The 22,701-nt window shown below is 63.9% G+C and carries 18 protein-coding genes; 10 read left to right on the top strand and 8 right to left on the bottom strand.

Going from position 1 to position 22,701, the window contains the following annotated elements:
- Positions 1–11 precede the first annotated feature (11 nt).
- The 3 genes from MGMSRV2_RS00945 to MGMSRV2_RS00935 are packed head-to-tail and all read left to right on the top strand — an operon-like array spanning position 12 to position 6,780.
- A complete protein-coding gene (locus MGMSRV2_RS00945; protein ID WP_024078432.1) occupies positions 12–3,353 on the top strand; it encodes a transglutaminase family protein in 3,342 nt (1,113 codons plus the stop codon).
- Between the two features lie 56 nt (positions 3,354–3,409).
- Positions 3,410–5,908, top strand: coding sequence for a circularly permuted type 2 ATP-grasp protein (locus MGMSRV2_RS00940; RefSeq protein ID WP_024078431.1), 2,499 nt, complete (start codon positions 3,410–3,412; stop codon positions 5,906–5,908).
- Complete coding sequence (locus MGMSRV2_RS00935; protein ID WP_024078430.1) at positions 5,905–6,780, top strand: transglutaminase family protein; 876 nt, start codon at positions 5,905–5,907, stop codon at positions 6,778–6,780. Before MGMSRV2_RS00940 ends, MGMSRV2_RS00935 begins: the two co-directional genes overlap by 4 nt.
- A gap of 192 nt (positions 6,781–6,972) precedes the next feature.
- On the opposite strand, the gene MGMSRV2_RS00930 is transcribed toward MGMSRV2_RS00935, so the two are convergent.
- Positions 6,973–10,002 (bottom strand): HD domain-containing phosphohydrolase, encoded by a 3,030-nt coding sequence (locus tag MGMSRV2_RS00930; RefSeq protein WP_024078429.1) that lies wholly within the window; start codon positions 10,000–10,002, stop codon positions 6,973–6,975.
- 238 nt (positions 10,003–10,240) lie between these two features.
- Here MGMSRV2_RS00930 and MGMSRV2_RS00925 point away from each other — a divergent pair, with 238 nt between their 5' ends.
- Positions 10,241–12,100: a diguanylate cyclase gene (locus MGMSRV2_RS00925; RefSeq protein ID WP_024078427.1), complete on the top strand. Its 1,860-nt coding sequence runs from the start codon at positions 10,241–10,243 to the stop codon at positions 12,098–12,100.
- A 52-nt stretch (positions 12,101–12,152) separates the two neighbouring features.
- Here MGMSRV2_RS00925 and MGMSRV2_RS00920 read toward each other — a convergent pair whose 3' ends face one another.
- The 3 genes from MGMSRV2_RS00920 to MGMSRV2_RS00910 all read right to left on the bottom strand — a co-directional run bounded on the left by MGMSRV2_RS00920 (position 12,153) and on the right by MGMSRV2_RS00910 (position 13,872).
- Positions 12,153–12,815 carry a flagellin gene (locus tag MGMSRV2_RS00920; RefSeq protein ID WP_024078426.1) on the bottom strand — a complete coding sequence of 221 codons (663 nt, stop codon included), beginning with the start codon at positions 12,813–12,815 and terminating at the stop codon, positions 12,153–12,155.
- 7 nt (positions 12,816–12,822) lie between these two features.
- Positions 12,823–13,383, bottom strand: a complete 561-nt coding sequence (locus MGMSRV2_RS00915) for a flagellin (RefSeq protein WP_024078425.1) — start codon at positions 13,381–13,383, stop codon at positions 12,823–12,825.
- Between the two features lie 225 nt (positions 13,384–13,608).
- Positions 13,609–13,872, bottom strand: coding sequence for a hypothetical protein (locus MGMSRV2_RS00910; RefSeq protein WP_024078424.1), 264 nt, complete (start codon positions 13,870–13,872; stop codon positions 13,609–13,611).
- Between the two features lie 281 nt (positions 13,873–14,153).
- On the opposite strand from MGMSRV2_RS00910, the gene arfB reads away from it, so the two are divergent.
- From arfB to ybaK, 3 genes are all read left to right on the top strand, one after another.
- On the top strand, positions 14,154–14,579 hold the full coding sequence (arfB, locus tag MGMSRV2_RS00905) for an alternative ribosome rescue aminoacyl-tRNA hydrolase ArfB (protein WP_024078423.1): 426 nt from the start codon (positions 14,154–14,156) through the stop codon (positions 14,577–14,579).
- 131 nt (positions 14,580–14,710) lie between these two features.
- On the top strand, positions 14,711–15,214 hold the full coding sequence (locus MGMSRV2_RS00900) for a DUF1842 domain-containing protein (protein WP_024078422.1): 504 nt from the start codon (positions 14,711–14,713) through the stop codon (positions 15,212–15,214).
- A 72-nt stretch (positions 15,215–15,286) separates the two neighbouring features.
- Positions 15,287–15,766 (top strand): Cys-tRNA(Pro) deacylase, encoded by a 480-nt coding sequence (ybaK, locus tag MGMSRV2_RS00895; RefSeq protein WP_024078421.1) that lies wholly within the window; start codon positions 15,287–15,289, stop codon positions 15,764–15,766.
- Here the strand turns inward: ybaK and MGMSRV2_RS00890 are convergent.
- Complete coding sequence (locus MGMSRV2_RS00890; RefSeq protein ID WP_024078420.1) at positions 15,763–17,271, bottom strand: helicase HerA domain-containing protein; 1,509 nt, start codon at positions 17,269–17,271, stop codon at positions 15,763–15,765. The two genes, ybaK and MGMSRV2_RS00890, sit on opposite strands and share 4 nt — an antisense overlap.
- A gap of 38 nt (positions 17,272–17,309) precedes the next feature.
- The gene (locus MGMSRV2_RS00885; RefSeq protein ID WP_024078419.1) at positions 17,310–18,497 is read right to left on the bottom strand and encodes a class I SAM-dependent methyltransferase; all 1,188 of its coding nucleotides are present in this window, start codon (positions 18,495–18,497) and stop codon (positions 17,310–17,312) included.
- A 103-nt stretch (positions 18,498–18,600) separates the two neighbouring features.
- Here MGMSRV2_RS00885 and MGMSRV2_RS00880 point away from each other — a divergent pair, with 103 nt between their 5' ends.
- From MGMSRV2_RS00880 to MGMSRV2_RS00870, 3 genes are all read left to right on the top strand, one after another.
- Entirely contained in the window at positions 18,601–19,725 is a 1,125-nt protein-coding gene (locus MGMSRV2_RS00880; RefSeq protein ID WP_024078418.1) for a hypothetical protein, read from the top strand.
- Positions 19,722–20,414, top strand: a complete 693-nt coding sequence (locus MGMSRV2_RS00875; RefSeq protein ID WP_024078417.1) for an RluA family pseudouridine synthase — start codon at positions 19,722–19,724, stop codon at positions 20,412–20,414. The genes MGMSRV2_RS00880 and MGMSRV2_RS00875 overlap by 4 nt, the downstream gene beginning before the upstream one ends.
- 76 nt (positions 20,415–20,490) lie before the next feature.
- Entirely contained in the window at positions 20,491–20,940 is a 450-nt protein-coding gene (locus MGMSRV2_RS00870) for a helix-turn-helix domain-containing protein (RefSeq protein ID WP_024078416.1), read from the top strand.
- 35 nt (positions 20,941–20,975) lie between these two features.
- Here the strand turns inward: MGMSRV2_RS00870 and MGMSRV2_RS00865 are convergent, their stop codons facing one another.
- The gene (locus MGMSRV2_RS00865) at positions 20,976–21,944 is read right to left on the bottom strand and encodes a dimethyl sulfoxide reductase anchor subunit family protein (RefSeq protein ID WP_024078415.1); all 969 of its coding nucleotides are present in this window, start codon (positions 21,942–21,944) and stop codon (positions 20,976–20,978) included.
- 17 nt (positions 21,945–21,961) lie between these two features.
- Positions 21,962–22,696 carry a 4Fe-4S dicluster domain-containing protein gene (locus MGMSRV2_RS00860; RefSeq protein ID WP_024078414.1) on the bottom strand — a complete coding sequence of 245 codons (735 nt, stop codon included), beginning with the start codon at positions 22,694–22,696 and terminating at the stop codon, positions 21,962–21,964.
- Positions 22,697–22,701 lie beyond the last annotated feature (5 nt).

Here is a 22,701-nt window from a genome sequence, read left to right as displayed (position 1 = left end):
TCCGAGGAACCATGGGCATTCACGTCAAACTGCGTCACACCACCCGCTACAGCTATGACCGCCCGGTCACCCTTTCCCCCCAGATCGTCCGCCTGCGCCCGGCGCCGCATAGCCGTACCCCGGTGCTGTCCTATTCGCTGGACATCCGGCCCAAGGGTCACTTCATCAACTGGCAACAGGATCCGCAGGGCAATTGGCTGGCCCGGCTGGTGTTCCCCGAGAAGGTCAGCGAATTCGTCGTCGACGTCGATCTGGTCGCCGACATGTCCATCGTCAATCCGTTCGACTTCTTCCTCGAGGAATCGGCGGAAAACTTCCCCTTCGCCTATGCGCCCGAACTGGACCACGAATTACGGCCCTTTCAGCTGACGGAAGAGGCCGGACCGCTGCTTCGGGCCTATGTGGACTCCATTTCCCGCGAGCCCATGCAGACCACCAATTTCCTGGTGGCGCTGAACCAGCGCCTGCAACAGGATATCAGTTACACCATCCGCATGGAGCCGGGCGTGCAGACGCCCGAACAGACCCTATCCTTGCGCACCGGATCGTGCCGCGATTCCGCTTGGCTGCTGGTGCAGATCTTGCGGCATCTGGGGCTGGCGGCGCGCTTCGTCTCCGGCTACCTGATCCAGTTGGTCCCCGACGTCAAGGCGCTGGAGGGCCCGGTCGGGGCCGACCACGACTTCACCGACCTGCACGCCTGGACCGAGGTCTATTTGCCCGGTGCCGGCTGGATCGGCCTGGACCCCACCTCGGGCCTGCTGACCGGTGAAGGTCATATTCCGCTGGCGGCATCGCCCGACCCCTCCTCGGCCGCGCCCATCACCGGGGCGGTGGAAGCGTGCACGGTCGGCTTCGACCATCGCATGGAAGTGATCCGGGTGCTGGAAACGCCCCGCGTCACCAAGCCCTATAGCGACGAACAATGGCAGGCGGTGCTGGCCCTGGGCCAACAGGTGGACCAGCGCCTGCACGCCGGCGACGTGCGCCTGACCCAAGGCGGCGAGCCCACCTTCGTCTCGGCGCTGGACATGGAAGCGGATGAGTGGAACACCGACGCCGTCGGTCCGACCAAACGCGCCTATGCCGACCAATTGATCCGCCGCCTGCGCGACCGCTTCGCCCCCGGCGCCATGATCACCCACGGCCAGGGCAAGTGGTATCCGGGGGAAAGCCTGCCGCGCTGGGCCTATGCCCTGACCTGGCGCGACGACGAAGAACTGGTCTGGCGCAACCCGGCCCTAATCGGCCAGGAAGGTCAGGCCGACAATCCCAGCGTCGCCATGTCGGAAACCTTCGCCGTGCAACTGGCGGAAAAGCTGGGGGTGGACGACCAGTTCATCCACCCGGCCTATGAGGACGCCGCCTATTATCTGATGCGCGAACAGGATCTGCCGATCAACGTCACCCCCGACGACGCCCGTCTGGCCGATTCCGAGGAACGCGCCCGTCTGGCCCGCGTCTTCCGCCACGGCCTGGGCAACCCGGTCGGCCATGTGCTGCCGTTGCAGCCCTGGCAGGCCAAGGACGGCAACCGCTGGATATCGGGGGCCTGGCCGACCCGCGACGGTCGCATCGTCACCATCCCCGGCGATTCGCCCTTGGGCTTCCGCCTGCCGCTGGATTCCCTGCCCCATATCGAGCCGGAAGATTATCCGTTCCACGCCGAGCGCGACCCCTTCGAGCCGCGCGGCAACTTGCCGCCGCGCCAGCGCGCGCCCCAGCCGGCGCGCCAGCACAGCATGACCAGTCGCGCCGCGGCGGAACCGTCGGATGCCCGCGTCATCGGGCAAAATGTCGGCAAGCCGCAAGCCTTGCGCCAGACCGACAAGGGCATGGTCTCGGACAATGTGCGCACCGCCCTGTGCATCCAGCCGCGCGAAGGCCATCTGTGCGTGTTCCTGCCGCCGGTGGAAACCGCCGAGCAATATCTCGACCTGATCGAGGCCATCGAGGACACCGCCACCCAATTGAACCAGCCGGTACGGCTGGAAGGCTATCCCGCCCCCAACGACCCGCGGCTGAAGACCATCAAGGTCACCCCCGATCCCGGCGTCATCGAGGTCAACGTCTCGCCCGTCACCTCGTGGCTCGAATTGGTGCGCGACACCGAGGCCTTGTACGAGGAAGCCCATCTGACCCGGTTGGGCACGGAAAAATTCATGATCGACGGCCGCCACGTCGGCACCGGCGGCGGCAATCACATGGTGTTGGGCGGGGCCACCCCCGCCGACAGCCCGTTCCTGCGCCGTCCCGACCTGCTGGGCAGCCTGATCCGCTTCTGGCAGAACCATCCCAGCCTGTCCTATCTGTTCTCGGGCCTGTTCATCGGCCCGACCAGCCAGCACCCGCGCGTGGACGAAGCCCGCGACGACACCTTGTACGAGTTGGAAATCGCCCTGGCGCAATTGCCGCCGGCAGGCACCGATTGCCCGCCCTGGCTGGTGGACCGCATTTTGCGCAACGTGCTGGTGGATTCCACCGGCAACACCCACCGCACCGAAATCTGCATCGACAAACTTTATTCCCCCGACGGCCCGACCGGGCGGTTGGGCCTGGTCGAGTTCCGCGCCTTCGAGATGCCGCCCCATGCGCGCATGAGCCTGGTGCAGCAATTGCTGCTGCGGTCGCTGATCGCCGCCTTCTGGGATCGGCCTTACACGGCGCCGCTGGTGCGCTGGGGCAGCGCCTTGCGCGACCGCTTCATGCTGCCGCACTGGATCGAGCGTGATCTGGCCGAGGTGGTGGAGTATCTGCGCAGCCAGGACATCGCCTTCGACCCGGCATGGTTCGCCCCCCATCTGGAATTCCGCTTCCCGGTGGTCGGCGAGATCAGCCACCAGGGCATCCGCCTGGAGATCAGGAACGCCCTGGAACCCTGGCATGTGATGGGCGAGGAACCCGGCGCCGGCGGTACCGTGCGCTATGTGGATTCGTCGGTGGAACGCCTGCAGGTCAAGGCCGACAACCTGCTGGGCGAACGCTATCGCATCGCCTGCAACGGCGTGCTGATGCCGCTGGCGGCCACCGGCACCAATGGCCAATGGGTGGCGGGGGTGCGCTATCGGGCCTGGGCGCCGGCCTCGTGCCTGCACCCGACCATCGGTATCCATTCACCCTTGGTGTTCGACCTGATCGACACCTTGAACGGAGTGTCGGTGGCCGGCTGCACCCATCACGTCGTCCATGAGGGCGGGCGCAGTTATTCCACTTTCCCGGTCAATTCCTATGAGGCCGAGGCGCGACGGCGCGCACGCTTCTTCCCCTTTGGTCATTCCCATGGCAGGGTGCAGACCAATCCTGGGCGCATCCATCCCGATTATCCGGGGACACTGGACCTCAGGCTGCAATAGGGGAGGCAAAGATCAGGCGCCGACAAACCGACTGGCAGAACGCCCAGCCGATCCTGGTGGAACATATCTACGTTCCCCCCACCGGCGTGCATGACGAGATGGTCGGGGCCGATGGCCAGCCCCGGCCCCATTGGCGTGCCTTCCTCGATTCCTTCGCCGGCCTGTCGGCGGAAGATCTGGTGCAGCGCTGGGAGTTGGGCCAGAACCTGCTGCGCGACAACGGTGTCACCTATAACGTCCATGGCGACCCCGAGGGGCTGGAACGGCCCTGGACGCTGGACCCGCTGCCGCTGCTGCTGCCCGCCGCCGAATGGGACTGGATCGCCCGCGCCGTCGCCCAGCGCGCCGGCCTGCTGAACGAGGTCATGGCCGATCTCTACGGCAAGCGGGCCCTGATCGGGCTGGGCCTGATTCCGCCGGCCTTGTTGCACGCCAATCCGGCTTTCCTGCGCCCCTGCCATGGCTGGATGCCGGCGGGCGGCCACCATCTGCACGTCTATGCCGCCGATCTGGTGCGCGGCGCCGATGGCGGCTGGCGGGTGCTGGCCGACCGGACCGAAAGCCCGGCGGGCGCCGGCTATGCCCTGGAAAACCGCACCATCGTCAACCGCGTGCTGCCCGAGCAGTTCCGCGCCAGCCATATCGAGCGGCTGGCGCCGTTCTTCGAAGCCCTGCGCCGCTCGCTGCACGCCATGGCGCCCAGGCGCACCGACACCCCACGCGTGGTGCTGCTGACCCCCGGCCCCTATAACGAAACCTATTTCGAGCACGCCTTCCTGGCCCGCCATCTGGGCCTGACCCTGGTCCAGGGCGAAGACCTGACCGTGCGCGACGGCAACGTCTATATGAAGACGCTGACCGGGTTGCAGCAGGTGGATGTGATCTGGCGCCGCACCAACGGCGAATGGTGCGACCCGCTGGAACTCAGGGGCGATTCCACCTTGGGCGTGGCCGGGCTGGTACAATCGGCCCGCGCCGGCAACGTTGCCATCGTCAACGCCCTGGGCTCGGGTCTGCTGGACGGCGGCGCCATCCAAAGCTTTCTGCCGGCCATTTCCCGCCATCTGCTGGGCGAAAGCCTGATGATGGGCTCGGTGCCGTGCTGGTGGTGCGGCAATGACCAGGACCGTGCCTTCGTCGCCGACAATTTGGACCGGCTGGTGCTGCGCCCGGCCTTCCACAACCGCATCAGCCCGCGCCTGGGGTCCAACCTGTCGGGGCTGGAACGTCAGGCCGCGCTGGCCGACATCCAGTCCAGGCCCACCGATTGGGTGGCCCAGCAGGTGGACAATCTGTCCACCGTGCCGGTGTGGGGCGATGGCGGCTTCCTGCCCCGCTCCATGGTGTTGCGGGTGTTCGCCGCCTTCGGCGAGAACGGCTGGCAGGTGATGCCCGGTGGCCTCGCCCGCGTCTCCAGCCAGGCCGACCTGCTGACCGCGCGGCTGCAAACCGGCGGCGGCGGCAGCAAGGATCTGTGGATCATCGCCGACCAGACCTCGTCCGCCGCCTTGCAACCCCGGGGCCGTGCCGCCCCGGTCAAGCTGGTGCGCGGCAACCGCGACCTGCCCTCACGCGTCGCCGACAACATGTTCTGGCTGGGCCGCTATGTGGAACGCTGCGAGGGCTCGACCCGCTTGCTGCGCGCGGCCATCGCCCGTATCGAGGAAGCGCTGGACCAGAACGATCCGGCCCGCGCCATCTATACCGCCCGGGTGATGGCGCGGCTGGGCCTGTTCATCCCGCCCGAGGCGCTGGAAGCGCCGGAGACCCTGCCCCGCGCCCTGATGGCCCACCATCTGGGCGGCGGTGAAGGCGGCCTGAGCGAACAGGTCGACCGCCTGCTGCGCGTGGTGCTGAACCTGCGCGACCGCCTGTCGGTGGATACCTGGCGCGCGTTGCAGCGCCTGCGCGACGACGTCCGCCGCCTGCACCTGGACAACCAGCGCGGCGACACCTTGTCGCGGCTGAACGATCTGATCCTGACCGTCGAGGCGGTCAACGGCCTGTCCATGGAAAACATGACGCGCGGACCGTTGTGGCTGTTCATGGATTCGGGCCGACGGATCGAACGCGCCGTCACCATCGTCGACACCCTGGGCGGCGCCCTGGCCGATGCCGACAATGAAGACGCGGTGCCCATGGAGGTGCTGCTGGATTTGTGGGACAGCGCCATGACCTATCGCTCGCGCTATCTGGCGGCACCGCGTCTGGCCGCCGTGCTCGACCTGCTGCTGTGCGACGAGAACAACCCGCGCTCGCTCGGCTTCCAACTGGCGGCCTTGTCCGACCACATGGACAGTCTGGCCCAGATCGCCGGCAGCAATGGTTTCCTGCGGGCGGAACAACGGCTGATGACGGTCTTGTGCGGCACCGTGCGCACCACCGACGCCCTGGTCCTGGCCCGCTATGACCGCGATGGCGGCTATCATGACGCCGAACGGTTACTGGAAAACCTGCGTTCGCGCCTGTGGGAAGTGTCGGAAGTGCTGTCGCGCGAATATTTCAGCCACGCACAATGGCGTTTGCCGGTGCGACCGCCGGAGTTGCTGGCATGAAATACCGGGTCCGCCATCTGACCGTCTATGAATATGGCGAGGCGGTGCTGCTGTCGCACCATGCCGCCCATTTGCGCCCGCGTCAGGTCTACAACCAAAATTACGACAAGGTGCGGCTGACCATTCGCCCCAATCCAGCGGTACTGCGCGACGGTCAATTGGATTATTTCGGCAATCCCACCACCTTCTTCACCATCCAGGATTCCCATTCCAAGCTGGAGATCGAGGCCAGTTTCGAGGTGGAAACCAGCCCGTCCTTCGGTCTTTACAACCTGGATGGCCCGTCCTGGGATCAGGTGCGCGCCGATCTGGCCGCCGCCACCGCGCCGCATCTGGAAGAGGCCATGGACTTCCTGTTTCCGTCGCCGCAAGTCCCGCTGCTGGACGCCGCCGCCCATTACGCCGCCCCCAGCTTCCCCCCCGGTCGTCCCCTGGCCCAGGCGGTGCTGGATCTGAACAGCCGCATCTTCCGCGATTTCACCTTCGATCCGGTGGCCACCAGCATCGGTACGCCGCTTTCCACCGTGTTCGCGCAACGGCGCGGGGTGTGCCAGGACTTCGCCCATGCCGCCATCGCCTGCCTGCGGGCCATGGGACTGGCGGCGCGCTACGTCAGCGGCTATATCCGCACCATCGCCCCGCCGGGCGGGCAAAAGCTGGTGGGCGCCGACGCCTCGCACGCCTGGGCCTCGGTGTTCATTCCCGGTTGGGGCTGGCTGGATATCGACCCCACCAACAACAAGCCCGCCGGCGAAGACCATGTGGTGGTGGCCTGGGGCCGCGACTACGACGACGTCAGCCCGATCAAGGGCGTGGTGTTGGGCGGCGGCGAACACAGCATCCACGTGGCGGTGGACGTGGTTGAAATATAGCGGTTACTCGGGGGGAAATAGGCCCAGGACAGTCCTGCGCCTTTTTTCACTTTTGCCGTTTACCGCCTTTGCTCGGCAAAGGCGGGAGAAAGGGCGAAGCCCGCGCGGAAAGCTTGCTTGAGCACGGGCTTTCCTGACCAATATCGGGGAAAAGTACACTGAGGCGAAGCCGAGGGACGTTTCCCCGGGCGGCTATTCCGCCGCCTTGGTCAGGTATTGCTCGACCGGCACCTCGTCGATCTGCTCGGGCAGCAAGAAGCGTTCGGCATAGGTCTTGTAGACCCCCGACGACAGGAACAGGTCGAACAGATCGGGGTCGATGTGCTTGTCCTTTTTGAAGAAGGACAGGATCTTGATGGATTCCGACAGCGTCTTGGCCTTTTTGTACGGGCGATCCGACGCGGTCAGCGCCTCGAAGATATCGGCGATGGCCATGATGCGCGACGGCACCGACAGCCCGTCGGCCCCGATCTTGCGTGGATAACCGGTGCCGATCATGGTTTCGTGGTGGGTGCCGGCATATTCGGGCACGCGCTTCATGTGCTTGGGGAACGGCAGGCCTTCCAGCATGGCGATGGTCTGCATGATGTGTTCGTTGATCTTGAAGCGCTCTTCTTCCGACAGCGTGCCGCGGCTGACCGACAGGTTGTAGACCTCGCCGAAATTGTAGAGATTGTCGGGGATGTTGACGTTGAAGCCGAAGCCGGCATAACGCTCTTTGCCGCCGGGACGCGGGATGATGTGCCAGGACTTGTCGTCCAGCAACTTTTCCAGGGTCGGCAATTGCGGTTCCTCGGCGGGGAAACGCTTCAGTTCCTCGTGCGACAGGCCCAGGCGGTCGTTGAAGGTGCGCACCCAGGTGTGCTGGGCGATCTGCTTCAACCGCTCGACCTTGTCGGGGGCCATGAACTCGCCGCCCACATTGCATTCGGCGACAAAGGCGAAATCGTCCAGCAACTGGGTACGGCGGCTTTCCATGCGCTGGCGCAATTCGGCCTCGTCGTGGTCGCCGGAAACCACGCCTTGCATGTATTCGATCACCGCGTCGCGCAGCAGCACTTCAAAGCGCATGCGCACTTCGTGGATACGGTTGTAGATGGTCTCCAGCTTGGTCGCCTTGTCGACCACGTATTCCGGCGTCACCACCTTGCCGCAATCGTGCAGCCAAGCCCCGATCTTGAATTCACGCCATTCCTCTTCGGTCGTGAAGGCGAAATCGGCCAGCGGACCGTTGTCCACCTTGCCGGCTTCCTCGGCCAGCATCAGCGCCAGTTCGGGCACGCGTTCGCAATGGCCGCCGGTATAGGGGCTTTTGGCGTCGATGGCGCCGGCGATGATCTTGATCATCGAGTCCATCAACTCTTCCTGGGCGTCCAGCAATTGGCGATTATAAAGCGCGGTGGCCGCCTGGGCCGACAGGGCCTCGACGAAGCTTTGGATGCCGGGGTCGAAGGGAATGATGTCGTTGGTGCCCGGCACACGGGCGTTGATCAATTGCAGCGCGCCGATGACGTCGCCGCCGCGCGGCTTCAACGGCACGGTCAGGAAGGATTGCGAGCGATAGCCGTTGCGTTCGTCGAAAATCTTGGTGCCCGAGAAGTCGAACTGGCTGGCATCGTAAGCATCGACGATGTTGACGGTAACCTCGGAATTGACGCAATGGCTGACCACGTTGCGGTGATTGGGCTTGCCCTCGGCATCCTTCATGGCCACGGCGGGGATGTTGGGCAACTCGCCCGAGGCACCGCCCACCGCCACCCCCAGGGTGTCGTTGCGCAAAATCTGGAAGCGCAAAGTGTCTTCCTCGGTGCGCATGTAAAGGGTGCCACCATCGGCGTTGGTCAGATCCTTGGCCCCCATCAGGATCATTTCCATCAGCTTGTTGGAATCGCGTTCCGACGACATGGCGATGCCCAGGCCGACCAGTCGCTCCAGCTTCACCTGGGCGATTTCCAGCGCCTTGGCCTTCTGTGCCAGCGATTCCTTCATCGAGCCGAAAGCCTGGGCCAGGGAATCGAATTCCTGGATCACCGAATCGCCGGGCGCCTGACCGGAAAAATCGAAATGCCGCACCCGCTCGGCTTCCGCCGCCAGCGTGCGCACGGTGGCCGAAAGCCGCCCGGAAAACATCAGGGCCGCCGGCAGGATGATCAGCATGACCAATCCGGCCAGTACCACCATCTGGCCCTGCATGTTGCGGATGTGACTGGTGAAATCGTTGAACGGCGCCAGCACGGCGATGGTGATGGGCAGGCTGTTGTCCACATGCCAGTCGGACAGGCGGACCATCATGGTGCCGCCTTCGCCCTCGACGAAGGTGGCTTCGTCCCGCCTGCCGGCGCCAAGCATGCCGATCAGCACCCGGGCCAACGGCGCATCGATTTCGGCCAAGGGGGCCAGCGGCGCCGTCGCTTCACCCAGCAGGGACCGGCCCGCCGCCAGCACCCGTGCCTTGTCGTCCAAAAGCACGATGCCGCCATTGGCCGACACCCGCTGGCCGCCGACGAACCCATTGAGATCGGCCAAGGTGATGTCGACGCCGAAGACACCGACCTGCCCCGGCAGCCGGCGCGATGCGGTGATGCCCGGCTGTTGCAGCGAGTTGAACAGATAAGGCGCCGAAAGAACCGGCTTATCGACACTGTCCTGGGCCGGCTTGTACCAGCCGCGCGCCCGCGGATCGTAACCGGGCTTGGCGTCGGTCTGGGTCCCCAGCACCGCCCCCGACGGATCGAGGAAGGTCCAATATTGCGTGCGATCCTCGCCCTGGCCGGAAATGGCACGAACGATCATCCCGGTGTTTTCCGGCGCCTTGTGCGCCGCCAGCACGCGGGCATCCTGGCGGGCGGCGATGACTTGCAGGAAGTCGCCGGTCTCGTAGCCGAAATACAGGGAATATAACGACTGGTCCTGGGCCAGGGTGTCGATCAGGAACGGCACCACCGGATGAGCCAGGCCATCGCCGACCACCGGCTCCACCCCGGCGGGCAGACGACCGCCCAAGGCCGCCAAGGTCAGGGTATCGCCCATCTGACGATCCACCTGATCGAGCACGCGCGACGAAATTTCCGAGAACAAGGTGGCGGCCGATTGCTGCGCCGCCTTGGTGCTGGAGTAATAGACGTTGCCGATGGCCGCCAACGTCACCACCACGATCACCGCCAGAATGGCGCTGGTGATACTGACGTGAAAGCGCAGACGCAAACGCTTCGACCCACCCATGGCACCGTTCCTCATCCACCCGTTTCATGCCTTAGATAGCAAAATCCACCAGCGCACACTAGAAACAATATTAACCCTTGGTATTACGCACACATCTGAACAAAGCCGGGAATATCTGGATTATTCATAATTTTGCCATTGCCGCCATTGCCCCCGCCGAGCTTGCCCATTATCCTTTCGCGCGTTTCGATCCGCCCACCGGCATCAGGCGGATCAGTCTTGGGGGGACCAAGGGGTTATGAATCTCAATATCAAGATCAGCGTCCTGTTCGCTGCCATCGCTGCTATGCTGATCGCCTTGCTGATGGTCATCAGCCTGTTCGCGTTCCGCAGCTTTTCCATCGCCTCGTCGTCGGAACATATCCGTACGGCGGCGGAAATCGTGCGCGTGCACCTGACCGAATCCATGATCAACGGCGTCATCGACAAGCGTGAAAGCTTCCTCAAGCGTTTGATGGAAGTCCAGGGCCTGGCCTCGGCCCGGGTGGTGCGCTCGCCCGCCGTGGTCAAGCAATTCGGCTCGGGCCTGCACGAGGAAGCGCCCAGCGACGACTTGGAAAATCAGGTTCTGCGCGAAGGCAAGGCGGTCTACGACATCATCGAGACCGAAAACGACACGCTGATCCGCGGCACCATCCCCTTCATCGCCACCAATCGCGGCGAGCCCAACTGCCTGCAATGCCACGACGTGCAGGAAGGCATGGTGCTGGGTGCCGTCACCATGAAGGTGTCCATCGGCAATCTGAAGACCCAGGCCATGCTGACCGTGGCGGCCCTGATCAGCATCGTCGCCCTGTTCATGGGCATCGCCTTTGTCCTGATCCGCCGCATGATCAACCCGGTCTCGGCCACCGCCATCGATGTGGAAAATGCGGTGCAGCGGGCGCTGCGCGGCGACTTCAAGGCCAAGGTCGACCAGATCACCAAGGATGAGATCGGCCAGATCGCCACCGACATGAACCGGCTGCTGGCCTTCCTCGACCAGGGCCTGACCCGCATCGGCGCCAATGTGGCGCGGCTGACCAGCCGCACGCCGTCGCCCGACGAAAACCAGTTGTCGGCCACCATCGACATGGTCGAGGGACTGACCCGCGCCGCTCATTTCAAGCAGGCCATCGAGGAAGACGAAACCAAGGCGGAAATCCATACCCGTCTGGTCCGCGCCCTGGAAGGCGAATTCGGCATCCGCGAATTTTCCATCTACGAAATGCAGGCCAACAAGAACCACATGACCCCGCTTTACGTGGACGGCCAGCCGCAGGCATCGTGCCGCTGGTGCGACCCACAGATCCTGGTGCGGTCCGAAGGCTGCCGGGCGCGACGCACCGGCCACTTGGTCGATGGCGTCCTCAACCCCGGCATCTGCTATTCGTTCATGCCGCCGGAAGAAGCCATGGACCGCAAGCATATCTGCCTGCCGATCATCCAGTCGGGTGCCGTGGGCAATGTGCTGCAACTGGTCGTCAAGCCTGACGAGGAAGCCGCCATGCAGGAGCAGCTGCCTTACGTCAGCGTCTACCTGCGCGAAGCGGCGCCGGTGCTGGAAACCAAGAAGCTGATGGAAACCCTGCGCGAATCGGCGTTGCGCGATCCCATGACCGGGCTCAACAACCGCCGCTTCCTGGAAGAGTACGTGGACACCCTGGTGGCCAACGTCCAGCGCCGTCAATCCCAGGTCGGCATCATGATGCTGGACCTGGACTTCTTCAAAATGGTCAACGACACCTATGGCCACGATGCCGGCGACGCCGTCATCAAGGCCATGGCCAAGGTGCTGCGCCAGGCGGTCCGCGCTTCCGACATGGTCATCCGCTACGGCGGCGAGGAATTCCTGATCGTGTTGCTAGACGCCTCGCCCGAACAGGCCGACCAGATCGCCGAGAAGATCCGTTCCACCGTCGAGGCCCTGGACATCCAGGCCGGTACCACCGTGCTGCGCAAGACCATCTCCATCGGCGTCGCCGACTTCCCCAGCGACAGCGACACCTTCTGGCAGGCGGTCAAGTTCGCCGACGTGGCGCTGTATCAGGCCAAGGACACCGGTCGCAACAAGGTGGTCCGCTTCAATACCGACATGTGGAAAGACAAGAGTTATTGATCAATCGGGGGGCTTCGGACATCCGCCGAAGCCCCCCGGCTTTTCCCCCGGATCAGAACAGGTCAAGCACCGCCTGATCCGCCTTGCCGGCAAAGGATAAGGCCTGCAGCCCCAATTGCGACCGGGTTTGCAAGGCGACCATATTGGCCCCCTCCTCGTTCAGATCGGCATTGACCAGCTTGCCCGCCCCTTCGCGGGCGATGTCGGCCAAATTCTGGGCGAAACTATCCCGTACCTGCAATAAGGCGATATTGCCGCCCATCTCGGCCATGGTGCTGCGCACCGTGGTCAGCGCCACATCCAGGGCGCTGATGTGAAAGTCGATGTTGTCGAGATAATGGTCTTGGCTTTCCCATGGATATTCATGCAGCGACACCATCACCCCGGGGTAATTCCCGGTGGTGAAGGCGCCGTCGGACAGACCGCTCCCAAGATCATGAACCTCGTCGCCAGGATTGCCGCCGCTGGCCATATAGCCCTGCAAGGCCACCACGGCACGGTATTGCGCGTCGGCGCTCACCGGATTGACGGCATCTTCTCCATCCATGCTCATCACGCCATCGGCATCGGAAACCAAGGCCACGCTGCCGCCCGGGCTTAAGGCCTTCAACGCCCCGATGCCGGTGACCACGGTCTCGGTGGCAACCGCCGACCCGGCACCGGAATTGGTCATGCTGATCATGCTGGCCGCCCAGGCATCGAACCGGGCCTTCACCGCGGCGTCACCGCCATGAGGCCGCGCTGATATCGACGGTCTGCGGCGCCAGTCCCAGACTGGCGGCGTTGATGGTGACTCCCATGATCTCCAGCTTCGACACCGGTTCGGCCCCCAATGGGCTGAGCCGCACCTGCACATTTGCGGCCGGATTGCCGATCAGGTTCATGCCGTTGAAATGGGCATCGTTGGCCACCGCGTCCAGTTGCTCGCGCAACTCGCCATATTGCCGATACAACTGGTGGCGGGTGATCTGGCTTGCTTCCGATTTGGCGGCCAGGGCCAAGCCCTTCATCTGGACGATGATGTCCTCGATACCGGACAAACCCTCCATGGCCGCCTTGATCGAGCCGATGCCGCCGGCAATCCCATCCTTGGTTTCCAGCAATCCCATGGCCCGGTCGCCCAAGGCCCGACCTTGGAAATAGGCAATGGCGTCATCAATAACCGACGCCACCTTCAGACCGGTGGCGAGCCGGCTCTGGGTTCGGCCCCGCAGCGCCTCTGTCGATTGGATGGAGCCAAGGTTCTGCCGCGTTGTCGCGGTCAGGGTCACGTCTGCTGGCATGGTATTCTTCCACTAACCTGCAACATATATCGCCACCCATAATCCTATGGGATGCACACAATAGGCAACAAACATCAAACCGATTATACAAATATCATAAATATTTTATTACGGGAAACGTCGACAGAGATTTACATAAAATAAAAATCCGCCCAATACACAATAAAAAACGGGAGTAGATACACTGTATCCACTCCCGTTTTATGGATTCATTTTAATATAAAGTTACTTCCAACCAGATTCTTTCTCACAGGCCTTCGTCTCGGCTTGATGGGTCTTTTCCCACTGCGTGATGGACTGGGTTTCGTTGTCGTCCATCTTGTTGTTCATGCAGGTACAGTATTTAGTGACAACTTCAACAGAAACCTTGGCATCGGAATTGTCGCTGACGCACTTGGCGACCCACTTGGTATCATCAGCGCCAGCGTTGGCGGCACCAGAGGCGAACAGGGAAGCGGATAAGAACGCGGCAGCCAGCAAATACTTCATGGCAAGTCTCCCATTTTGATTGAACACAGCTCGTATATTCCAGATGGGGAAATTGCAGCCCGGACCTGACGATCTTCATGAGACAGGCCATCGCCCCCCAGACGTCCGTATAGATTGGCACCACTCCCCCGACATTGAAAGGCGTTAGAGGCCACCGCGCGTTGCGAAGTTGTTTTTCACGCCTGCACACGGTAGGAGATAGTCATATCGGTGGCCGGGGCCAGCCCGGACATAGCGAAAAACCGTCGCACCGAATGCGCCGTTCCGGGAACCTTGACAGCATGATCCCCATCACCCGCCGCATCGCCATCGACGAGCGCGAGATCAGCGAAAGTTTTTGCCGATCCTCGGGGCCGGGTGGGCAAAACGTCAACAAGGTCGAAACAGCGGTGGAACTGCGCTTCGACGTGCGCAACTCCCCCAGCCTGCCCGACGACGTCAAGACCCGGCTGGAGCGTCTGGCGGGGCGGCGGCTGACCCTGGAGGGCGTGTTGATCGTCACCGCCCAGGAACATCGCAGCCAGGAACGCAACCGGGCCGAGGCCTTGGGCAAGCTGGTCGAGCTGATCCGTGAGGCGGCCAAGCCACCGCCGCCCAAGCGCCGCCCGACAAAACCGACCAAAGGCAGCCAGCAGCGCCGCATGGACAGCAAGGGCAAGCGGGGCGCCATCAAGGCCCTGCGCCAGGGCAAGCCCAGCCACGACTAACCGACATACAACTAAAAATACAAATTATATATGCGCACATCCTCTTATTGTGATTGTGTATGCTAGTTTTTGGTGCATCATACTCACACGCAACTACCTTGGATTGCTAAGATCAAGATAGGAGGATATTCATGACGTTCAAATCCATCCTGGCCGCCACAATGCTGACCGCCGCCGCCTTCACCGCTCCGGCGGCCATGGCCGACAATGGCGCCGTCGGCCTGTTCCAGGCCTGTTATCAGGTGGGCGGGGCCATGCCCGGCGCCCCCGCCGTCAATCTGCACCTAGCCGTCAACACCCCGGCCCAGGCGGTCAACGGCATGGGTCAGATCACCCAGGCCACCAATCCGCCCTTGAACGAAGCCAGCACTGTCAGCGGCAATTACTCGGTGATGACGGTGATGCCCAACAACACCCACATCCAGGTGCGTCTGACCGGTTATCCGCCGGTGAACTGGCCGCCGCAGGCCGGCATCGGCCCGGTCATTCCGGCTAATCTGGACATGATCATGGTGCTGTCCAAGGACTGGAAGTCGGGTGACGCCCAGTATCAGTACCGCACCGGCCTGGCCAGCGACTGGATCAAGATCGCCAGCGCCCCGGTCAAGCAGGTTGCCTGCAACCAGCCCAAGTAACCGCACATTCCTCCCTGGGGGAAGGCGCCGTGACGCCTTCCCCATTTTTTCCGCTTTGGTTATGCTGGGGCCATGGCGAAGAAGACACCGGCCACCATGGCCATGGAAAAATCCGGCAAGCCCTTTGCCTTGCTGGAGTACGACTACGACCCCGATGCCCAGTCCATCGGCCTGCACGCGGCCCAGGCCCTGGGCTTGCCGGCGTTTCAGGTGTTCAAGACATTGATGGTCCAAGCCGGCGACGAAGCGGTGGTGGCCATCGTCCCTTCCGACCGCGAACTGAATTTGAAGGCTTTGGCGGCGGCGGCGGGCAAGAAAGCGGCGGCGATGATGAAGGGGCCGGACGCCGAACGCATCACCGGCTACAAGATCGGCGGTATCAGCCCGCTGGGGCAGAAAAAGCGTCTGCGCGCCTTTGTCGACGACAGCGCCCTTACCTTGGATTTCATCGTCGTCAACGGCGGCCAGCGCGGGCTTCAGATCAAGGCGATTGCGGCTGACCTGATGGCGGCAACCGGGGCGGTGGCGGCCAAGATCGCCACCAGCGACTAAGCCACATCCTCCACATCATCCGCATCCGGGTTGCCGGGCTGGGTTTGCCAGCCCAAGGCTGGCACGGCGATGGTGCGGTTGCCATAGGCGTCCACGTCCGAGGTGATCAGCCCCTGGCCTTCCATGTGTTCCAGCAGGCCCAAGGCCCGACGCGGAGAGCGCGAGCCGCGCGCCCGGGCGATCTGGGCATTGGACGGGCACGGCACCTGATCATGGGCGGCGCGGGCCAGCAGCAGGAACACCGGCTGGATGTCCTCGGCCAGGGCGGCGGAAACGGTCAGCGCCTGATCCCATTCCGGCGTGTCGGCGGTTTCGGCGTCGACACCGGCGCGGACCGAGGCCATCTTGCGGCGAAACGCGCTCATGTCCAGGCTACGGCCATGGATGCCGTGCTGGCGGCAACGCACCAGAAAATCCTGATAGACCTGGGCCGGCGAGCGATAAACCGCCTCGGGGTCGGCCAGCACCTCGCGCAGCACGTCGTCGATGCTGGCCTTGGGGCCGTCCGGCGGGCGCGGCGGCGGCGCCGTCACCTCGCGCGCCAGCACCTCGCCCGGCGGCGGCGGCGGCGGGCGGGTGGCGGCCAATTGCGCCAGCAATTGCGCCGTATCCATGGGGGCCGGACGGTTGGCCGGGCGCAGCACTTCGTTTTCGCCCGCCTTGAAGATCAGATCATGGGCGTCTTCCGGCGGCTTTTCCGGCAAGGGCAGCAGCCGGGCGTTGCCGGTGCGGCCATCGGTGGCGACGGCGCCGATGCGGATGGACAGCGGGCGGCGCGACAAAGCCGGCCCCAGGGCGATGAACTGGCCGCGATTGAGATCGCGGAACATTTCCGCCTGGCGCCGTTCCATGCCCAGCAGGTCGGCGGCGCGGCTCATGTCGATATCCAGGAAGGTCCGGCCCATCAGGAAGTTGGAAGCCTCCGCCGCCACGTTCTTGGCCAGCTTGGCCAGACGCTGGGTGGCGATGATGCCGGCCAGACCGCGTTTGCGGCCCCGGCACATCAGATTGGTCATGGCCCCCAGACTGGCCTTGCGCGCTTCGTCCGACACCTCGCCGGCAGCGGCCGGGGCGAACAATTGCGCTTCGTCCACCACCACCAGCATGGGGAACCAATAGTCGCGGTCGACATCGAACAGACCGCCCAAAAAGGCGGCGGCATGGCGCATCTGCCGTTCGGTTTCCAGATTTTCCAGGTTCAGCACCACCGACACCCGATGCAGGCGCACGCGGGCGGCGATCTGCTGCAACGCCGCCTCGGTATGGGCGGCGGCATCGACCACCACATGGCCGAATTGCTCGGCCAGGGTGACGAAATCGCCTTCGGGGTCGATCAAGGCCTGCTGCACCCATTGGGCGCTTTGCTCCACCAGCCGGCGCAACAGATGCGACTTGCCCGAGCCGGAATTGCCCTGCACCAGCAGACGGGTGGCCAGCAATTCCTCGAGATCGAGCGTCGCGGCGATGCCCGCCTGCGTCGTTCCCATCTCGATGGCTACGGTCATGGATTCGTCCTCTCGCTATAAACGCCCGACTCTGACCATCAGCGGCGCAGAGTCAAGACTCGCATGACCACTTGCTTGGAAAACGGCGCCACCGCCAGAATTTCCACTTCTGTATCAAAGGCCTGGATGAATTCCAGCAAAGCCTTGAACTCGTCCTCGGCCCAGGTGCGGTTGCCGATCAACTCGTCGAAAACAATGATGCTGCCGGCTTTCAGGCGCGGCGCCAAAGCGAACAACACCTGTCGGGCCGAGGCATAGATGTCGCTGTCGATATTGACCAGTCGTACATCACCGGCATGGTCAGCCAGGAAAGGCGCCAAGGTGTCGTCGAACCAGCCGGCATGCAGCGTGACGTTATCGGCTACTTTCGGCATTTGCGCCCCGGTGGTCAGCACCCCTGCCGGTTCCGCCCCCCAGGATTGCGGCAAGCCTTCAAAGGAATCGAAGCCGTGCACCCCCTGCCCGGCCCGCGCCGCCAACCGATTGAGCGAGGTGCCGCGACGGACACCGAATTCCAGCACCAATCCCGGCACGGTGGCCTGATCGAGGGCGAAATCCAAGGTGCTGGCCGACAGCCCGAACAGGCGGGGCGGGCGCGGCAGCAACGGCGCCAGCGCCCGCACCCCGTCCACCAGCGGACGGCGGGCGGGAAAGCCGGCGATATGCTCTGCTTCCATCGCCGCCACATCGGCCCCGGTCAGCAGGCCATAGGCGACGGCAAAGGCCCGATAGCGGCCATTGGCGCCTTGGCAAGCGCAGGCCCGGTCCAGGCGGGCCAACGCGTCGCCCAGTCCATTCAACTCCAAGGCGGCGGCATGGCTGGCGAACCACGACACCGCATGGTCGGGATCGGCGGCCAGGATGGCGTCGAAACAGGCCAGCGCCTCGCCCCCCTGGCCCAAGGCCAGATGGGCCATGCCGCATTCGTACCGGATCTGCCGGGTTTGCGCACCAGCGCCCGCCAGGGCAATGGCGTCATCATAACGGGCGTCGCGGCGATAGGCGCTGACCAGAGCATCACGCAAGGCGGGGAAGTCCGGGTCCAGCGTCATCACCGCTTCAAAGCCAGCGACGGCGGCAAAGGCATCGTTGCGCTTCAACGCCAGGGCGCCACGACGAAAGGCGACCAGGGCGGCATCGTCACCGTCAAGGCCCACCAGCAGGCGTAGAGCCGCGTCGAAACGCCCGTTTGCGGCCAAGGTAGCCGCGTGTTGTTTGGAATTCATGGCGCGGTTGTGCCAAAGCCTGCGGCCAAACGCAAGGTTAAGGGTTGCAAAGGCTGGGTAACCGGCCAAAATGGCTGCCGACACAAGTGTTTACGAGAATGGAATGCGGCGCGCCCTGCCTCTGTTGCTGTTATTGCCCCTGCTGCCCGCCTGTTCGGCGGTGGAATCCCATGTGCTGTCCACCGTTACCAAGTTGGAACAAGGCATGGACAGCAACAAGCCGCGCCCAGGGCTGGAGCCCTTGTACCAGCCGGCCAATCCCCCCCCCAATCCGGCCTTTATCCCGCCGCCGGTGGCGCCAGACGCCCAGGATCTGCCGTTCCTGCCCCGGCTGTTGACTCAGGCCGAAGCCGAAGCCCTGCTGGCCGGTGATCCGGCGGCGTTGCGTTTCCTCGCCATCCGCCGGCTGGCCGAGACCGGGCTGATCCCGCCGACCGACGCGGGCGAACGCATTCAGGCCAACCTGGCGGCGCTGCTGCCGCTGACCACCGCCCAGCCGCCAGCCGCCGGCCTGTTCGCCCCGGCCATGGCACCGTCCGAGATGGAAGGCATCATCCGCGACCTGTGGAACCAACCCCACACCCAGGCCCAGCGTGAATTCCTGATCGACAACATGCTGCCCAAGGATCCGAAGCAGCGCCAGCCGCTGTTCATTCCCGACAAGGAATCCGGGCGGCGCGCCTTGGCCCGGCTGGACCGTCTGTATCAAAGCGGCCTGATCAGCCGCAGCCAGAAGGACGAGGAACTGGCCGCGCTCAACGCCCTGCTGGACGGCAACACCCTGCCGGACTCCCTGCTGGCCCAGGCGCCGCCCGAACCGGTCAAACCGGTGACGCCGAAAAAGCCCGGTCGCGGCAGCGGCACCGGCACCGGCTCGGCCAAGCCGATGGAGCGGCTGCAAGGCGGCGTCACCGGCGAGCTCAAGGTCATCCCCTCGCCCATGGAAATCAACGCACCCGCGCTGCCCGCCGGCTTTACCGGTCAGGCCGGCATCCACCTATTGTCCATGGGCAGCGCCAGCCATGCCGAACAGGCGTGGAAGTCGCTGACCACCGAACATCCGCAACTGGCCGCCTTGACCTATAAGGTGGTGCGCGTCGATCTGGGCGAATTGGGGGTCACCCATCGGCTGATCGCCGGCCCCCTGAGCCCGGCCAATGCCGCCGAAATCTGCGCCGCTCTCAAGCCCAAGGGCCAGACCTGCCAGCCCACCCCGTTCCCGCCATGAGCCCGGACGAATTGCTGGCGCGGGTGCTGTACCGCGACGCCATGGTGTTGATTATCGACAAGCCTGCCGGCCTCGCCGTGCATGCCGGTGCCCGCGATGGCAGCCACCACCTGATGGACCTGTTGGAACCCTTGCGCTTCGGCCTGCCGCGCAACCCGGAACTGGCTCACCGGCTGGACCGCGACACCTCGGGCTGTCTGGTGTTGGGGCGCCATCGCAAGGCCCTGGCCCGCCTGGGCGAAATCTTCGCCGGCAGCGAAGCGCAGAAAACCTATTGGGCGGTGGTGGTGGGCAAGCCGCCCGCCGAAAGCGGCATCATCGACAAACGCCTGAAAAAACTGGAACGCCGCCACGGCTGGCGCATGGTGGTCGACGACAAGGGCCAGGACGCGGTGACCGAATACCGGGTCCTGGGCGGCAACGGGCGGCTGTCGTGGATCGAGGCCAAGCCCCGAACCGGACGCACCCACCAGATCCGCGTGCATCTGGCCGCCATCGGCTGCCCCATCGTCGGCGATTCTACCTATGGTCGCGGCACCGCCGATCTGGTGTCGCCGCATCTGCACCTGCATGCGCGGTCCATCACCCTGCCCTACAACCCGAAAAAATCGCCGATCACCGCCCAGGCGCCAGTCCCGGCGCACATGATCGACGCCCTGATTCAATGCGGTTGGCATAACCAGGACTAGGGTGGAGAGGGATTGTTGCATACAATTACCAGTGCGGGTATTGTATGCAACCCCATCCATTCAACGACGATTCGATATGGCCACCGAAACGAACAGCAAGAGAATTTATCGTGCCCGCACCGAATCTGGCGACCCCGACCCCATCGATACCCATGTCGGCGCGCGGTTGCGCCTGCGCCGCACGTTGATGGGATTGAGCCAGACCGAGCTGGCCAAATCGGTGGGACTGACCTTTCAGCAGGTGCAGAAATACGAAAGCGGCGCCAACCGCATCAGCGCCAGCCGGCTTTATCATATTTCCGAGGCGCTGGACGTGCCGGTCAGCTTTTTCTTCGACGACATGAGCCGGTCATCCGGGAAATACGGCCTGCACGAGGACGCCGTCGCCTTCTCCGCGCCGGAAAGCAGCCGCGAGGGGCTGGAGATGATGCGCAATTACCACCGCATCACCGACGAGGCCATCCGCCGCAGCGTCTATGATCTGACCAAATCCCTGGCCGCCAAGCTGAACGGCGAGGAAGAATAAAAAGGCCCGGTGGTGACACCGGGCCTTTCGCTTTCTCACGCCTTACGCTGGTAATACAGGTTCTGCACGTGGTTGCCATGGGCGAAGAACACCCAGCGCTCGGCCAGCAGCCCCACATATTGGACGACAAACGCCAGCCACAGCATCACCCCCGCCCCCAGCGCCAACAGCACCATGGGGGCAAGGAAAGCGGCGACGAGGAAGAAAAACACCAGGGCCCGCACCTTCTCTGGGCTGACGCCGTGGAAGAACTCCTTGGTGTTGAACGAGCCGCCGCCAAAGCCCTGCGACACTTGCCGGATGTGCTGGTGCGGCGCGCCGATGGCGCCTTTCAGCGTCGTCAGTGGGCGCAGCCGGGCATTGCGCCACAGGCTGTAGACGCGCCCGGCCAGGGCGGCGATGGTCAGGATCAGGGCGAAGACAGCGAACAGACCGGTCAGCACCGATGCCCAACTGGCGGCATAGGCAGCGGCCAGGGTAAAGCCCGAGGCCAGCCCCATCAGGGTGTAATTGATCACCGTCCATACGCTGGCCCATTCGCGGATGAACTTGACGCAGGCATAGATCATGCCGGTGCAGATGAACAAAGCCACACAGGCGGCGATGGTGATGAAACCCACCGCCATGGTCAGGTCCAGGCTTTTGCCATTGGCAAAATGCAACAGCGGCATATCCAGGCCCAGCCAATGCAGTCCGCCATAAAGCACCGCCATACCCATTACCGCCGGCAGGGCGATGACTTCACGCGACAGCCACGAGGTGCGCCATTGGCTGGCGGCACGCCAGGCCCGGGCCGGATTGGCCAGATGGAAGAACGAGGCCAGCAGGCCCAGGGCCAGCAGCACCAGGGCGATGAACGCCCCCAGGGCATAAAAGCCCCCCGGTACGGTCTGTTGGCCGGTACCGACCACCAGGAACAATTGGCCGACCACCAGGGCGATCAGCAGGCCTTGGGCGGCGCCGATCAAGGTGGTGAGGAAGAGAACGGAAAAAGCGGGACGCATGATTTATCTCCCCTCCCTTACCACTGGGACGCGTCGTCGATGGTCGGGCCGCCGAATTTCGGCGGCTCGGCTTCCCGCGACAACGGATTGTCGGCGCGCTGCAACTGGTCGTCATGCACCTGGGCATTGGTCTTGCGCCGGGGCAGATAATGGTTGGCCGGGTTGGTGCCGGCTTCCGGCATCAACTGATAGCCGCCATTGTCGCGGATGGCCCGCGACGCCTCGGATTCGGGATCCTTGATGTCGCCGAAGATACGGGCACTGGCCGGGCAGGCCAGCACACAGGCCGGCTTGCGCCGTTCCGGCTCCAGGGTCTGGTCATAGATGCGATCGACGCACAGGGTGCATTTCTTCATCACCCCGGTGACTTCGTCGAATTCGCGGGCGCCATAAGGGCAGTTCCACGAACAATATTTGCAGCCGATGCACTTGTCGTAATCGACCAGGACGATGCCATCGCTTTCACGCTTGTAGGACGCGCCGGTGGGGCAGACCGGCACGCAGGGCGGGTCTTCGCAATGCAGGCAGGATTTGGGGAAGTGCACGGTTTCCGTATTGGGGAAGGTGCCGCATTCGAAGGTCTGCACCCGATTGAAAAAGACGCCGTCGGGGTCCTTGCCGTAAGGCTGCTGGTCGGGCATGGGACCGGCCCAGCCCGAGGTGTTCCATTCCTTGCAACTGGTCACGCAGGCATGGCAGCCGACGCAGACGTTCAAGTCGATGACCAGGGCCAGTTGTTTTTCATTCGCCATCGTCA

The sequence above is a fragment of the Magnetospirillum gryphiswaldense MSR-1 v2 genome (assembly GCF_000513295.1).
Taxonomy (GTDB): domain Bacteria; phylum Pseudomonadota; class Alphaproteobacteria; order Rhodospirillales; family Magnetospirillaceae; genus Magnetospirillum; species Magnetospirillum gryphiswaldense.
The sequence above is the reverse complement of the archived record's forward strand: the minus strand, read 5'-3'. Positions and strand labels throughout refer to the sequence as shown.